The 15,483-nt window shown below is 37.0% G+C and carries 18 protein-coding genes and 1 riboswitch; of the genes, 8 read left to right on the top strand and 10 right to left on the bottom strand.

Annotated features, from left to right (window positions below; translation table 11 throughout):
- Positions 1–8 precede the first annotated feature (8 nt).
- The 9 genes from modC to moaA form a co-directional block, all read right to left on the bottom strand.
- Positions 9–1,082, bottom strand: coding sequence for a molybdenum ABC transporter ATP-binding protein (gene modC, locus OW492_RS07395; protein ID WP_290039291.1), 1,074 nt, complete (start codon positions 1,080–1,082; stop codon positions 9–11).
- Positions 1,075–1,761 carry a molybdate ABC transporter permease subunit gene (modB, locus tag OW492_RS07390; RefSeq protein WP_290039290.1) on the bottom strand — a complete coding sequence of 229 codons (687 nt, stop codon included), beginning with the start codon at positions 1,759–1,761 and terminating at the stop codon, positions 1,075–1,077. Before modB ends, modC begins: the two co-directional genes overlap by 8 nt.
- A complete protein-coding gene (modA, locus tag OW492_RS07385) occupies positions 1,761–2,483 on the bottom strand; it encodes a molybdate ABC transporter substrate-binding protein (RefSeq protein WP_290039289.1) in 723 nt (240 codons plus the stop codon). Before modA ends, modB begins: the two co-directional genes overlap by 1 nt.
- An 87-nt stretch (positions 2,484–2,570) precedes the next feature.
- Positions 2,571–3,020 carry a molybdopterin synthase catalytic subunit MoaE gene (gene moaE / locus OW492_RS07380; protein ID WP_290039288.1) on the bottom strand — a complete coding sequence of 150 codons (450 nt, stop codon included), beginning with the start codon at positions 3,018–3,020 and terminating at the stop codon, positions 2,571–2,573.
- Positions 3,021–3,269: a molybdopterin converting factor subunit 1 gene (gene moaD / locus OW492_RS07375; protein WP_290039287.1), complete on the bottom strand. Its 249-nt coding sequence runs from the start codon at positions 3,267–3,269 to the stop codon at positions 3,021–3,023.
- Positions 3,266–3,769 carry a cyclic pyranopterin monophosphate synthase MoaC gene (moaC, locus tag OW492_RS07370; RefSeq protein ID WP_290039286.1) on the bottom strand — a complete coding sequence of 168 codons (504 nt, stop codon included), beginning with the start codon at positions 3,767–3,769 and terminating at the stop codon, positions 3,266–3,268. The genes moaD and moaC overlap by 4 nt, the downstream gene beginning before the upstream one ends.
- Positions 3,769–4,287, bottom strand: coding sequence for a molybdenum cofactor biosynthesis protein B (gene moaB, locus OW492_RS07365; RefSeq protein ID WP_290039285.1), 519 nt, complete (start codon positions 4,285–4,287; stop codon positions 3,769–3,771). The genes moaC and moaB overlap by 1 nt, the downstream gene beginning before the upstream one ends.
- Before the next feature lie 36 nt (positions 4,288–4,323).
- Positions 4,324–4,986, bottom strand: a complete 663-nt coding sequence (locus OW492_RS07360) for a molybdenum cofactor guanylyltransferase (RefSeq protein WP_290039284.1) — start codon at positions 4,984–4,986, stop codon at positions 4,324–4,326.
- Positions 4,987–5,056: 70 nt separating this feature from the next.
- A complete protein-coding gene (gene moaA / locus OW492_RS07355; protein WP_290039283.1) occupies positions 5,057–6,034 on the bottom strand; it encodes a GTP 3',8-cyclase MoaA in 978 nt (325 codons plus the stop codon).
- Positions 6,025–6,178, bottom strand: a riboswitch (molybdenum cofactor riboswitch). It overlaps the preceding gene by 10 nt.
- A gap of 167 nt (positions 6,179–6,345) precedes the next feature.
- On the opposite strand from moaA, the gene OW492_RS07350 reads away from it, so the two are divergent.
- From OW492_RS07350 to OW492_RS07325, 6 genes are all read left to right on the top strand, one after another.
- The gene (locus tag OW492_RS07350) at positions 6,346–7,932 is read left to right on the top strand and encodes a histidine kinase (protein ID WP_290039282.1); all 1,587 of its coding nucleotides are present in this window, start codon (positions 6,346–6,348) and stop codon (positions 7,930–7,932) included.
- A 105-nt stretch (positions 7,933–8,037) separates the two neighbouring features.
- Positions 8,038–8,673: a two-component system response regulator NarL gene (narL, locus tag OW492_RS07345; RefSeq protein ID WP_290039281.1), complete on the top strand. Its 636-nt coding sequence runs from the start codon at positions 8,038–8,040 to the stop codon at positions 8,671–8,673.
- Positions 8,674–8,856: 183 nt separating this feature from the next.
- Positions 8,857–10,914: an ATP-dependent DNA helicase DinG gene (gene dinG, locus OW492_RS07340; protein ID WP_290039280.1), complete on the top strand. Its 2,058-nt coding sequence runs from the start codon at positions 8,857–8,859 to the stop codon at positions 10,912–10,914.
- A complete protein-coding gene (locus OW492_RS07335) occupies positions 10,915–11,703 on the top strand; it encodes a TSUP family transporter (RefSeq protein WP_290039279.1) in 789 nt (262 codons plus the stop codon). It begins immediately after the preceding gene.
- The gene (gene priC, locus OW492_RS07330; RefSeq protein WP_290039278.1) at positions 11,682–12,245 is read left to right on the top strand and encodes a primosomal replication protein PriC; all 564 of its coding nucleotides are present in this window, start codon (positions 11,682–11,684) and stop codon (positions 12,243–12,245) included. The genes OW492_RS07335 and priC overlap by 22 nt, the downstream gene beginning before the upstream one ends.
- Positions 12,238–12,420 carry a DUF2496 domain-containing protein gene (locus OW492_RS07325; protein WP_290039277.1) on the top strand — a complete coding sequence of 61 codons (183 nt, stop codon included), beginning with the start codon at positions 12,238–12,240 and terminating at the stop codon, positions 12,418–12,420. The genes priC and OW492_RS07325 overlap by 8 nt, the downstream gene beginning before the upstream one ends.
- Positions 12,421–12,582: 162 nt before the next feature.
- On the opposite strand, the gene cysS is transcribed toward OW492_RS07325, so the two are convergent.
- Complete coding sequence (gene cysS / locus OW492_RS07320) at positions 12,583–13,980, bottom strand: cysteine--tRNA ligase (protein ID WP_290039276.1); 1,398 nt, start codon at positions 13,978–13,980, stop codon at positions 12,583–12,585.
- 252 nt (positions 13,981–14,232) lie between these two features.
- Here cysS and OW492_RS07315 point away from each other — a divergent pair, with 252 nt between their 5' ends.
- Both OW492_RS07315 and OW492_RS07310 read left to right on the top strand, forming a co-directional pair.
- Positions 14,233–14,727, top strand: coding sequence for a peptidylprolyl isomerase (locus OW492_RS07315; protein ID WP_290039275.1), 495 nt, complete (start codon positions 14,233–14,235; stop codon positions 14,725–14,727).
- A gap of 6 nt (positions 14,728–14,733) precedes the next feature.
- Positions 14,734–15,474: a UDP-2,3-diacylglucosamine diphosphatase gene (locus OW492_RS07310; RefSeq protein WP_290039274.1), complete on the top strand. Its 741-nt coding sequence runs from the start codon at positions 14,734–14,736 to the stop codon at positions 15,472–15,474.
- Positions 15,475–15,483: the final 9 nt, after the last annotated feature.

Raw genomic sequence — 15,483 nt, 5'->3', positions numbered from 1 at the left:
AAACATAACTAATTAACAATGCTCATGGTTTTTACATGTGCAAAGACTTGACTGCCTACCGCTAACTGCAGTTTGTTAAATGACCGTAGGGTGATGTAGGCATACAGATATTGTGAGTCGAACTGTAAGGTCAATACCACCGCTTTTTGCGTATCAATGGCGAACTCCACTATCTTTGCAGATAAACAATTTAATAAAGAGCTACCCTCAATAGGCTGTAGTGCCACAATGACATCTCGGCTATTAATTTTGACTTGTACCTGCTCAGAGAATGGTGAAGTTTCAGCTGAAATATACAAATTTTGACCATCTAAACAGCCTTTAATTAATGCTTCATCTGGATCATAACTTTTTACATCTACGCTTAATATTAGCCCTTGATGTGCCAATTTAATTAATGATAAATCACTGTTTAAAAACAACTGTTGCGGTTCGCCACTCGCTTCTATTTGCCCATCATTCACTAGCAACATATTACGACTAAGATAAAACAGTTCTTGTTCAGAATGAGTAATATATAAAATAGGGATTTGCTGACTAATCTCTTTGATGAAGGGTAATAACAATTGCTTGCTACCTTGGTCTAAGGATGAAAGTGGCTCATCCATGACCAATAACTGAGGATCTGTTAATAAAGCACGCGCAATAGCAACACGCTGTTTTTGCCCCCCAGACAACTGAGTGGTTTGATGTGCTAAAAGTTCAGAAAACCCTAGTTTATTAGCAAGTTGTTCAATATTGAAGGTATTTGAAGACGCTTTATTCACAGCTAATTGTAAGTTTTGCTGTACATTTAAGTGGGGAAATAATCTTGGCTCTTGAAATACCACACCAATACGACGCTTTTCCGTTGGCACATATTGCTTTTGATACTTAGATTTCCAAACCTGTTGTTTAAATTGAATATCACCAACGCACTCCTCTAAGCCAATCAAACAACGCAATAATGTTGTTTTTCCTGCACCTGAGTCGCCAAAAATAACACATACCCCAGACAAATCGATATGAGCTTTAAAATGAAGCTCGCTACTCGTCCCAGTATGTTGATTGATAAATGACTTTTGAATATCAAACTTAAGCATTTAATATCCTTTGTTGTCTTTTCTGTAAAAAGCCATAGATCACCACTAACAAAGAAACAGAAAAGGCCAATAACATAAGAGATAGTTGATGCGCTTGGTCATATTGTAATGACTCCACGTGATCAAATAATTGAATTGATAGCACCTGTGTCTCACCAGGAATATTACCCCCTATCATCAACACCACCCCAAATTCACCAATCGTATGGGCGAAACCTAATGCTGCTGCAATAATAAAACTAGGCAACAACATCGGAAAAATTATTTTATATAACCGTTCATACTTTCCATAACCTAAGGTAGCGCTGACCTCAAGATAACGCTTGTCTAAATGCACAAAGGCACTTTGCAGAGGTTGCACCACAAAAGGTAAAGAGTAAACAATGGAGGCAATCACTAATCCAGTAAATGAAAAGGCCAAAGATTGCTCATTAAAACTTAACCACCAACGGCCTAGAAAATGATTAGGGGAAAATGCGATCAATAGATAAAAGCCTAGCACTGTGGGTGGTAAGATCAATGGTAACGCCACTAACGACTCCACTAAAGGTCGAATTTTAGCTTGGCTTCGTGCTAACCACCAAGCTAAAGGTGGCGCAATAATCATTAATAAAAGCGTCGTTAGCCCTGCTAATTTAAGAGTAAGCCAAATCGCTTGTAAATCACCATCACTTAACACTAATTATAACCTTGTGCATGAATCAATTGTTGGGTTGGTTTTGAAAGTAGAAAATCACGAAATAAGTTTGCTTGCTCAACTTGTTGAGTATTTAAAACAATACCAGCTTGTATGATTGGTTGATGCCACTTAGCTGGAATCAACAGATAATGTTGTTGATTTTTTTGTACTAACGTAGCAAAAGCAACCATGCCTGCAGCAACATTATTTGACTCAACAAACTGATAAGTTTGACTAATATTACTGCCCTGTATGTATTGTTGTTTACCCCATTTACCTGCAGAAGTTAAAGCTTGTTGTGCCGCCACTCCATAGGGTGCAAACTTAGGATTAGCAATGGCCAAACGACCAGCGTAAGCCATAAAATCTTCAATAGTAGGATCGCTTTCAGCTGAAGGCATCCAAAAACCTAACCGTCCTTGAGCGTAAACAAAACTTTGGTTATTACCGACTTTATTCGCCTCTTGCAGTAACTGTACATGTTGTTGATCGGCTGATAAAAAGAGATCAAAAGGTGCACCATGTAAAATTTGTTGATACAGAGTTCCAGTTGATGCACTAGAAATATTTACCTTGATATTATATTTTTCAGTAAATTGCTCAGCTATCTCCATCGCAGATATCTTAAAGTTACTGGCAACAGCAACATTAATTGCCGCTTGACTTGATATACTAAACAAACTGAAGACTACGAAATAAAAACACGCAACATAACCATACATTTTTGAGCACCTTCATTACTATCCATAACACGGATTTGTGTAGGATATGACTAGAGAAATAAATGGCAGCAATGACCTACAAGTTCATTACAAAGCCCACTTAGAGAGTGTCTTTTGATCGCTTTCCCTAGCATCAACCCATTTTGTTTCGCCACCTTCCATGGTTTCTTTTTTCCAAAATGGCGCTTCAGTTTTTAAGTAATCCATTATAAATTCGCAAGCCGCAAAAGCATCACCACGATGCTGACTGGCTATACCAACAAATACAATTTGATCATTAATAGTTAAATGCCCAACTCGATGAATCACGGTAGAAGCAATAATATTCCAGCGAACTTTAGCTTTTTCAACTATATCAACCAAGCACTTTTCAGTCATACCAGGATAATGCTCTAGAGATAAATCACTGACTGTATGCCCGTCATTGATATCTCTCACTAAACCTGTAAAAGTAACGATAGCACCAATTGATGACTGACACCGTAAACGTTCATACTCAACCTGTTGGTTGAAATCTTGCTCTTGCACACTGATCATTTAACCGCCTGTAACAGGTGGAAAGAAAGCAACTTCATCACCTTCCTTTAACGCAATATTATTATTAACCATAGCTTGATTAACCGCTTTCAGACAAGGTTGAGAAGTTAACGTAACCGCCCACTCTGCTTTGTATTCAGTTAAATATTGAAATAGTTGATCAGTATCTTGTGCTTGTCGCCATTCAACTTGCAAACTTCTAACGCCTAATTGCTCGCTCAATTTAGCAAAAAATAAAACCGTAATCATGCCTTATCCTGTTGTGCATTCTGTTGTGATGAATAATGCCCAGATTTCCCGCCGGTTTTTTCAAGTAATTTAACCGCTGAGATCACCATATCCTTTTGAATGGCTTTGCACATATCATAAATGGTTAAAGCGGCAACAGAAGCAGCTGTCAGCGCCTCCATTTCAACACCCGTTTTACCAGAAAGTTTGCATAAGCTTTCAATTCTAACCCGATTAGATTCAGGCTCAGCATTAATATGCACCTCTACTTTGGTCAATGCTAATGGATGGCATAATGGGATCAAATCAGCAGTCTTTTTAGCCGCCATTATTCCAGCAATCCGTGCAGTGGCAAAGACATCACCTTTATGGTGGTGACCGTTAATAATTAGGTCTAATGTTTCTGTAGACATGTCAACATAGGCCTCTGCAATAGCTTGACGAACTGTGCTGTCTTTGCCTGTTACATCAACCATATTCGCTTTACCATCTTGGTTAATATGTGTAAAACCGCTAGACATTATTTAGCTCCTACATGTGGCATAAAATTACAGGGTTTATGTTGAGAGTTTATTTGCTCCTCAATGATATTTGTCCAAGCAGTTTTACAAGCACCTGTTGAGCCCGGCATACAGAAAATAACTGTATTATTAGCAAACCCAGCGAGCGCACGGCTTTGAATTGTTGATGACCCAATTTCTTGATATGAGACAGCACGAAATACCTCTCCGAAGCCTTCCACCTGTTTATCGAATAAAACAGATACTGCTTCAGGCGTTGTGTCTCTTGCTGTAAAACCAGTTCCGCCAGTCGTTAAAATAACTTCTATGGCAGGGTCTGCAATCCATTGAGATACCACGGCACGTATTTTATAGGGATCATCGATAACGATCTGTTTATCTGCAAGGTGGTGCCCAGCTTTTTTTAAAGATTCGACTAAATAACCACCCGAGGTATCTGTCGATTCATCACGGGTATCTGAGACAGTTAATACGGCAATAGTAGCCGGTGTAAATGCTTTGGTTGATAGATGGCTCATGTTAATCCTTGTCACTATATAAAGTTATAAAAATGTTTATTTGAACTGACTTGGCTTCGAAAAATTGCTTAAACAGCGCAGCCATTGTTCAGGTGTATTGGTATTTTCAAATCGCTGTATATTATTCGCATTAGTTGGAATACCTTGTACTGAAAGGGTTTCAAATAAGCGATATAAAGAACGATGTTTTTTATGAGGTGTTTGAATGATATCTGACAAATAATCACGTAATGGCTTATTTAGGGTCAAAATTAATGGGAAAATAGCCTCTTGATAATAAACGCCAGCTATTTGAGGTAATGATTGTGGCGAGCTTGCTTGTTGCGACAACCTTTGTGAATAAGCCTCAATTAATGTAATACAATCTTGTGCTGCCAAAAAAGGCATATCCACTGGCATGATAAATAGTGCATTATAATCATCAAAAAAATGTTCAGTACAAGCTGCAATACCAGCAAGTGGGCCTAACCCGCTATGCTTATCTGTAATACAAGGAAAATCAGGATAATCCCCGCTTACAAAGCAATCGCTTAAGCCGACCTGCTTTAGTAAGTTAAATGCACGTACCAATAAGGTATGTTGATCAATGGTGAGCATGGCTTTATCTTGTCCCATTCTCAAAGATTGTCCGCCCGCTAGGACAATACCCGCTATTTTTACATTCATGACTTTCTCAATACCCACTCTCATACTCAACATTAAGAGTCCGAAAGATAAGCACTACAATTAAATTATGTTCAAAATAATTTTTCAATAAATAAACACTATCTTAACCACCAATTGACGCTAAATGAGGCGTGCCACCGGTGAGTCCTAAATCGAGGAAATGCGATGATTTCTTCTCTTTTAGAGCGGCTAATATAGTACTTTTGAGTTCTGCTTTATCTTTGCTATCTTGTAATAAATGCCTTAAGTCGACACCTTCTTCACCAAACAAACAAAGGTGTAAACGCCCTACTGCAGACACACGTAGACGATTACAATTATCACAAAAATCTTTACTGTAAGGCATGATTAAACCAATTTCACCTTGATAGTCTGGGTGTGAAAAAACCTCTGCAGGACCGTCGTTAGCAATACGCGGTTTCTGTTGCCACTGTTGCGCTAACAAAGCTTGCTTAATGGTTTCACCAGAAAGATGATAACGACTAAAAAATTCATTATTATCATCGGTTTGCATTAATTCGATAAAGCGTAATTGAATAGGCTGCGTTTTTATCCAGGACAAGAAAGTATTAAGGTCGTTATCATTTAACCCTTTCATTAATACACTGTTGACTTTCACCTGCTCAAACCCTGCTTGAACGCAAGCCTCGACACCTTCCATCACTTTATGGAAGATATTTTTACCGGTAATAATATTAAACGTATTAGCATCTAAGCTATCAACACTAACATTAATAGTATTCAGCCCTGCTTGATACCAATCAATAGCATGTTTACTAAGATTAAAGCCATTCGTTGTGGTGGCGACTTTTTTTATTCCTGGCACACCAGAAATTTGTTCTATGATTCCAGAAAAGTCTTTACGTAAACTGGGCTCACCACCTGTGATCCTAACTTTACTGGTTCCTAATTCTGCAAAGGCAGTAATTAAGTTTTGTATTTCATTTTGTGACAAAAATTGTTTTTGATGAGTACGTTGGTATCCATCGGGTAAACAATAATTACATTTAAAATTACACTCATCGGTGATCGATAGGCGCAAATATTCAAACTTTCGATAAAATTTATCGACTAATTGCATGGTCAGTTCCTTTCCAAACACGGGAGGCAAACTCATTTCTAAGCATACCCTTCTTAACCAAAAGTTCAGTTAAGCGGCTAGCATCACATATTTAAAACAAAACGTGCTAAACTTAGTGATAAAAGCTCGGAGCTAATTAATATATGAATGAAATCAATTCCCTACTTGGGCCTCTCAATCAACTTGTAACCTTTTATTTTTAACTATCTATGAAGATTAATCTACTATTACATTCACTTTCTATAACAAAAGTGATTTCGACGATTGCTTTACTGATCTTAATTTTATCAGGGACGCACGTTTTCATTTTTATGACAACGTCACAGAGCCAAAGCAGTAATGATGATGCTATCAAAAGTTTAACGACTCTTCGATATGAGACGGAAAGTTTTATCTCTCCTAATCGATTAGATCGTCAAAAAATTCAACTAATAATCAACGAGTATTCCCCTTTAGTCGCAAATCAGCTTTTACAAAACAAATTCTTTGATGTTAATCAAATACACGAAGCTAATATAGAGTTAAGGTTTGAACTCATCGCCATTCAACAACAGCTTGATCAGTTGTCCGATGAAGAGCTAACCCTAAAGTTAACACATTTAAAAGAAAGTATTGAATTTACTATCACGCAATATCAAGCTTTGGTCGAAAAAGAGTCATCGGTTATTTTTGTATCGCAGATGATAATGTTCAGTTTTATGGTACTCAGCGCGATATTTCTGCTGTTTTACTGTCGCCGTTGTATTGTCACACCACTTAACAAACTGGAAGAAAACGTATACTCCATTTCTAATCACCACTTTAATGTTGATTTCATAGAAACCAGTAATGAAATTGGATTTCTATCGACTGGCTTAAAAAGTATGTCCGAAGAGCTTGAGTCATTAATTACAGCAATGCAAAAGAAGGTATTTGATAAGAAGACGGAATTAGAAACGGCCAATGAAAGTATTCAGTTTTTATTTACCATCTCTCAAACCCTGAGTACGGTTAAATTGACCCATCCAATCATTATTGAAGCTTTAAACGCTTTGGCCAAACAAACTAATTTAAGTAAGTTATGTTTAGAACTAGTAAACGGGGTTGAAATAGATAGTGATTACGGCTGTGCCACAAAAAATAACCAGAATAACAAACGTATTCCAATCATGATTAATGGAGAACCTTTTGGGTATTTAAATTATATTCAAGCAACTCCAATGGCTGAGAACACCTCAATAATCGTAAGCTTTAGTAGTTTATTAGCCCGAGCCTTATACCAAGAAGAATACAGCTTACAAGAACAAAAATTACTATTAATGGACGAACGTGGCGTTATTGCCCGTGAATTACATGACTCCATCGCACAAGCTTTATCTTTCCTTAAAATACAATGCACTGTGTTAAATAGACAAATAGACGCTGACAGTGAAAAGACAGCGGTCAAAAATTCTGTCAGTAATATTGAAGAAGCGGTTAGTGATGCTTATGTTCAACTACGCTCATTACTCTCTACCTTTAGGTTAAATATCAGCGAGTCTGATTTTAAAGAAGCTGTACTAGTGATGATTTCTCAATTGCAGAAACAAACTACCGCTAAAATTCAATTAGGTGAATTTGAGTCTAATTTCCAAACACATGCAAACCAACACATACATTTATTGCAAATTATTCGCGAAGCCATGATCAACGCAATGAAACATGCAAATTGTAGCAATATTATTGTAAACTGTGTCATTATAGATCAAAAAGTTATCATCACTATTACAGATGATGGTATCGGTATTAAAGAGAAGCCAGGTAAAGACAATCACTACGGTATAGAAATTATGAATCAGCGCGCTGCTGAACTTAATGCTAAATTTGAGATAACAAACTTACCACTTGGCACTGAAATCAAACTTATATTTGAAATTTAAGATTCACAAAAATCACTTATATTTCATTTTTCTTACTATTTTTAATTTACATTATATTGTTTTCGATTATTGTATTTTAACTATGACTCGATAAAGGAATTACAAATGAACAACGTATCTACCGTTATTGTTGTTGATGATCACCCACTTATGCGTAAAGGTGTGACACAACTACTCAGTATTGACCCAAATTTTGTGGTAATAGATGAAGCAACCAACGGCATTGAAGCTGTGAGCATGGTTAAAAAGCAACACCCTGATATGGTACTGCTAGATTTAAACATGAAAGCAGTTTCAGGCTTAGAAACTTTAAAGGCATTACGTAACGATGGCATCAGCAGTAAAATTGTTATTTTAACTGTTTCGGATGCAAAACAAGATGTTATTTCATTAATTAACCAAGGTGCTGATGGCTATCTTTTAAAAGACACAGATCCTGAGATTTTGCTGGAAAATTTACACCGTATTCAACAAGGTAAATTAGTCGTTAGTGAAGAACTAACTGAATACCTCGATTGCTTAGATCAAGAAAATAACATCAGAGAAAAGATTGCGACATTAACCCGTCGTGAGAGCCAAATTATGGGAGAAATTTCAAAAGGATTAAGTAACAAAGAAATCTCAGATAACCTTAATATCTCTGAAGGTACTGTGAAAGTACATGTAAAAAGTCTATTGAAAAAGCTTGAAATTAAGTCTCGAGTTGAAGCTGCTGTATTGTTTTTAGAGCAACCAAAATAAGTTGTTTATAAACGGTTTTTAACGCTTACAACCTCTTCAATAGCAAACAATATCGACATATCATATAGCGATATTATCGCAGATAATGAACCTTTATTTTGGTACACTACCAGATAAAGGTTTTTTGCGTTTAATTCCACCCTAATTTCTGCACAATGACATTGAGAAACAGTAATAGTAGCTATGCTTTCAGACTCACTAAAAAAAGAAATTCGTACCAATTACGAACTCATCACACAGGCATTACCGCAATTTAAAGCGCGTAAAGCACAAAACTATTTAGTGGCTGAAATCGCAAAAGTTTTAGCAGGGAACTATGATAAAGCACGTCGTATTTTAGTGGCCGAAGCAGGAACCGGTATTGGTAAATCCCTAGCTTATATTTTAGCAGGATTACCTGTTGCATTGCGCGCTAATAAGAAACTGATCATCTCAACCGCGACGGTGACACTTCAAGAGCAGTTGATAACTAAAGATCTGCCTTTCTTTCTCCGTCACAGTGATTACAAATTTACATTTACCCTAGCTAAAGGCAGACAACGATACTGTTGTGAACACAAGTTACTCAACCAACAAGTAGACAATACAGAACAAACTCAGCTATTTACTGAAAAGCCACAAGCGGGTGACCGTGAGTTGTTAGATCGACTTAGAAATGCTTACTTAGACGGTAAATGGAATGGTGATCAGGATAGTTGGCCAAAGCCGATCCCGCGTCGTGTATGGCAACAAATTATCTCCGATAAGCACAGCTGTAAAAAAGCCTTAACTAACCATCGTCAGTGTCCTTTTCATCGTGCCCGAGACAAGATCAATAAAGCAGATGTCATTGTAGTCAATCATGCCCTGCTATTAGCAGACTTAGAATTAGGTGGCGGTGTTATTTTACCTGAACCAGACGCGTCTTTTTATGTGTTAGATGAAGCGCATCACCTACCAAAAATTGCTCGAGACTTTTCTAGTGCCAGTGTTAATATTAAAACCAGCCAAGACTGGTTAAAAAAGATTAAACAAGTCAGCACCCATGTCAATCGCGTGGTACATAGACAAACCACTATTACACCCGGCTTAAATATGCTGGAAAGTGCGAACGAAATGGTTAAAGATTTAAATAATATTGAGCTTTACTTTAGAAACAACCCTCTTAATTATAACAAGTCTAATCAATATCGTTTTAGCATGGGTGAAGTTCCGCAAGGTATTGTTAACTCATTGATTAGCTTAAAAGAAGAGACTAAAAAGTGCCTAAGTGCGGTAAACAAACTTTCTAATATTACCTCTGAAGAATTAAAAGACGACAATATTAAACTAAGCGATGCAGAACCAATATTGATTGAAACGGGTTTCTATATTCAACGCTTAGAAGCGCTTTCTGACCTGTGGAAAATGCTTTTAAAAGATCGCAGATCAAATCAAGCGCCAATCGCAGCCTGGATAAATAATGAAAATGACGCTTATACGATATGCGCAAGTCCTTTAGAAGTCGGAGGCTTGTTAGAATATATGCTGTGGTCGCAAGCCGCAGGAGTTGTATTGTGCTCAGCGACCTTAACATCACTAAACAGTTTTGATTATTTCATGCGCCAAGCTGGCCTAGCACAAAATGACGGCACACAGTATTTACGTTTAAAATCACCTTTTGATTATCCCAATATCAACCTTCATGTAGCAGCAATGAAAAACGACCCAACAGAGTCAGGTTTTGATAACGAATTAATCGACAACATTGCTCAACGTATTGAATTGAAAGAAGGTAATTTAGTTTTATTTGCCTCTTATTGGCAGATGAATTTAGTGGCCGAGAAATTAAGACGTAAATTTCCTAAATCATTATTAGTACAAGGTGAAACATCACGCACTAAAATGATTTCTCTGCATAAAAACAATTGCGACCAAGGTTTGACCAGTATCTTATTTGGTACTGGTAGTTTAGCCGAGGGTTTAGATCTGCCTGGGCATTACCTGACTAATTTAATTATTACTAAATTACCCTTTGCTGTACCAGATTCCCCAGTGGAAGAAGCCCATGCTGAATGGATCACCTCAAAAGGTGGTAACCCATTTATGCAAATTACTATTCCAGAGGCCAGTAAAAAACTGATCCAATCTTGTGGACGTTTAATTCGTAAAGAGACTGATACTGGTAAAATCACCTTGCTAGACAAACGCGTGATCACTAAACGTTATGGAAAAAGCCTTATTGATGCTCTTCCCCCCTTTGCTTTAAAGATAGAGAAATAAATGACTGAATTTGTATTAGATCCACATAGTTGGATGGCATTAGCGTTTGTTGGTTTATTAGCAGGATTTATCGACGCCGTTGTTGGAGGTGGTGGTATGCTAACTGTCCCTACACTATTAAGTGTGGGCTTACCGCCCCATTTAACATTGGGCACGAATAAACTTTCCGCTAGTTTTGCCTCTGGTACAGCCGCTTTTACTTACTTTCGTAAAAAATTATTTGATCCCGCTTTCTGGAAACATTGCTTTTATAGCACTTTGATCGGCGCCTTATGTGGCACCATTTTCGTCAACTACATATCAGCTTCACTACTTAATAAATTTTTACCTGTTGTTATTATGATAGCCGCTGTTTATACATTAATCAGTCGAGTTAAAGAAATTGACAATGCGATATTACCTAAAAAGTCACCAATGCAAAGATTCACCCAACGAGTTCAAGGGTTTATCTTAGGCTTTTATGATGGTGCCTCTGGCCCTGGTGCTGGTGCTTTTTGGGTGATATCAAATATGCATTTATACCGTTTAAATATACTACTTTCTAGTGGTGTAGCGAAAGCTATGAACTTCACTAGTAACTTTGTTTCTCTATTAACTTTTATTTATTTTGGGCAGGTTAATTGGTTTATCGGTTTAACCATGGGAGCATGCCTAATGCTTGGTGCGTTTATTGGTGCGCACTCAGCGATCTATTTTGGTGCTAAATTTATTCGCCCGTTATTTATTATTATTGTCTTAATCATGGCACTTAATTTAGGATACAATGCATGGTTCAGCCCGTCGATTTAAAACACTTAGCAGCGTTAGATGAACAAGTAAAAGCCTTACATTTACGTTGCCAAGAATGGGATAGTAAAATAACGCTTACGGAAAATAAATCGTTCCGATTTGAAGTACATCTTTTCAAACAAAGTAGCTTAACTTTAAGCGGTTACAGTGAACAATTATCAAATACCCTTTCACATTTACGTTATGTGATCAGTCATAATATGGGTGAAATCATTATTAATTATGAGTGTGAGCAATTCGTTAATCAATTTTCTGCCCTGCTTAATATCGTTAATCAATTGGATGCTGGTAAAGCCGAAGGATTATATAAACGATACTCAACGCAACAGGAAAAAGTATATCAACAGCTACAGCGTCAATATCAATATGAAAAAAGGCTCTTGACCATGATTGATGAAGAAAATATCTTATACGAGGCTGCGCCACTGGCACATAAAGAGATTCATAGAAGTCGTGTCAATGTATTAAAAGAGCGCTACCAAAAATGTAATGAGTTTACTCAATCCTTAGAATTTAAAATGGACGCCTTAGATAATGACTAAAGAAGTTACTGAAGCTAGGACAACTCTAGCCAATGCCCCTATTGAACTTAAGTTAGCTGTGGACCTTATTCAATTGTTGGAAGAAACTGATGTTGAGTTAGAAACGACCATCTCAGCTTTAGAAATTGCATTAAAGGACTTCAAAAACAAACGCGCACACCCTATCTCCGAGTAAAATAACCTCTTGGAAATTTGCAAATGATGAACCCATAAACAAGCCCCAAAAAATAAGCAATTGTAAAAAAAGGAGAACCTGAGTTCTCCTTTTTTTATCTATGCAACAACAAAGTACCTACTTAACCTCGATATTGTAAAATTTAACATAAATTATAGTGGCTTATACTTTACGCCAAGTAGTGCCGTTAGCACCGTCTTCTAAGACAACATTTAAAGCGGCTAATTTATCACGAGCATCATCGGCACTTGCCCAATCTTTATTTGCGCGTGCTGTATTACGTTGTAAAATTAATGATTCAATTTCAGCCACTTCATCCGATGTTCCCGCATCACCTTGTAAAAACTGCTCTGGTGATTGAGATAATAAACCTAAGACGTTAGCGAAATTTACCAACATGCTAGCCAATAATGACGCTTGTTGTTCATCATCGGTTTTGGTGCGATTTATTTCTTTAGCTAGATCAAACAATACCGCTAGCGCTTCAGGTGTATTAAAATCATCATCCATGGCTTTCACAAAACCTTGGTAGAATTTACTATCTTTAACTTGTTGATCAACATTAGCAAGATCAACCAATTCAACATCACGAATCGCTGTATATAAACGCTCTAAACTAGCTCTCGCCTGTTTAAGGTTATCTTCAGAATAGTTTAGCTGGCTACGGTAATGACCTGAAATAAGGAAATAACGTACTGTCTCACTGTCATAAACTTCTAATACATCTTTAATAGTAAAAAAGTTATTTAAAGACTTAGACATTTTTACTTTATCAACTTGCACCATACCGGAATGCATCCAAGTATTTACGTATTGACCGTGATGAGCACAACATGACTGTGCAATTTCATTTTCATGATGAGGGAAACTTAAGTCTGAACCACCACCATGAATATCAAACACTTCACCTAAATGTTTTTTATTCATTGCAGAACATTCGATATGCCAACCTGGACGACCTTCGCCCCATGGAGAAGACCAAGATGGCTCGCCCTCCTTAGCCATTTTCCACAATACAAAGTCTAAAGGATCATGCTTGCTATCTTCTACTTCAACGCGAGAACCTGCTTGAAGCATTTCTAAGTTCTGACCACTTAATTGTCCATACTCTGGAAATGAAGAAACAGAAAACAACACGTCGCCAGAATCAGCAACATAGGCATGGCCTTTTTCAACCAACTTTTCAACCATTTCAATAACATCTGGCATATGATCCGTTACACGTGGCTCGATATCCGGGCGAATCATATTTAATGCATCAAAGTCGGCATGCATCGCATCGGTAAAACGTTCGGTTAACTGATCACAAGTTTCACCATTCTCTGTTGCTCGTTTGATAATTTTATCATCGACATCGGTAATGTTACGGATAAAGCTTAAGTCATAACCACTGAAGCGGAAATAACGAGCAACAGTATCAAAAGCTACAAAGGTTCGGCCATGGCCAATATGACAATAATCATAAATAGTAACACCACATACATACATTCCCACTTTGCCGGCAACAAGGGGTTTAAATTCTTCTTTGGTTCGAGTTAGGGTGTTATAGATCTTTAACATTTTCCATCCAATACGATTACTGTAAAAATCTTATTCTAACCTGCAAAAAGGACAAATTCACCCTTTCTATCACTTCATTGAAGTAATTAATCAATTTCTGTTGTCAATAATTTATCTGAAATACTAAGCCATTAAAATAACGTTAAAAAAGGTCTTATTTTACCAGTATTTTATGTTTCCAAAGTTACCTGTCTTTTTAATTTAAAGGCGTTTAAGGTATGATGAAACTCTTTTTATAGATAGGATTTAACAATGATTACTTTACATACAAACTTCGGTGATATCACTTTAGAAATGAACGAAGAAAAAGCGCCAAAAACAGTAGCCAACTTCATTAATTACGCAACAAGTGGTCATTATGACAATACAATTTTCCACCGTGTTATTGACGGATTTATGATCCAAGGTGGTGGCTTTGCACCTAACATGGAAGAAAAAGATAGCCAAAAGCCAATTAAAAATGAAGCAAATAATGGTCTATCAAATGTAAAGTATTCAGTAGCAATGGCTCGTACTATGGAACCACATTCAGCATCAGCTCAATTCTTCATTAACGTAGGTGATAACAAGTTCTTAGACTTTAAATCAGAAACCACTGATGGTTGGGGTTACTGTGTATTTGCTAAAGTAGTTGCTGGTGAAGAAGTAGTAGATAAAATCAAAGGTGTTGCAACAGGTAACTCTCATTTTGTACATCAAGATGTACCACTTGAAGATGTAGTGATTAATAAAGTTACTGTAGCGTAACATATTATGCGCACTTTATTCATTGCCGACTTACACTTAAGTGAGCATCATCGTCATATTACCGACGCCCTATTTGGTTTTCTTGATAAAGAAGCAACCAATGCAGAGACCCTGTATATTTTGGGGGATATGTTTGAAGTTTGGATCGGAGATGATGAACATACCCCGTTAATGGATGAAGTTGCGCAAAAATTAACGACCTATGCCAAAAAGAATAATACTAAAATCTATTATATTCATGGTAATCGTGATTTTATGCTAGGCAAACGATATGCGAAACAAGCTTCGATGATACTTCTTCCAGAGCACACTGAAATTGATTTGTATGGTACCAAAACCTTAATCATGCACGGCGATACTTTATGTCTTTTTGATAAGAATTATCAGCGTATGCGTAAGGTGATCCATAACCCAGTTTTACAGTTTATTTTTAATTGCTTGCCATTGAGCTTACGTAAACGAATTGGTTGGAAAATTCGTACTGCAAGCCAATCAAAAAAACAATATAAAAATAATAATATGATGGGAGTGACAGAACAGGAAGTGATCCGCCTAATGGAATACCACGGTGTCCAGCAATTAATTCATGGACATACACACCAAGCCTTTAACCATCAATTTGAAGTCAATGGTCAAACAGGCAATCGCTTTGATGTTGGTGATTGGTATAAAAACTTAAGCTTTGTAGATGCAAACCCTGAAGGTACTGAATTGGTTGTATTACCAATTGATTATTACCAACAATAAATCTCATCG

Source organism: Psychromonas sp. 14N.309.X.WAT.B.A12, assembly GCF_030397575.1.
Taxonomy (GTDB): domain Bacteria; phylum Pseudomonadota; class Gammaproteobacteria; order Enterobacterales; family Psychromonadaceae; genus Psychromonas.
The sequence above is the reverse complement of the archived record's forward strand: the minus strand, read 5'-3'. Positions and strand labels throughout refer to the sequence as shown.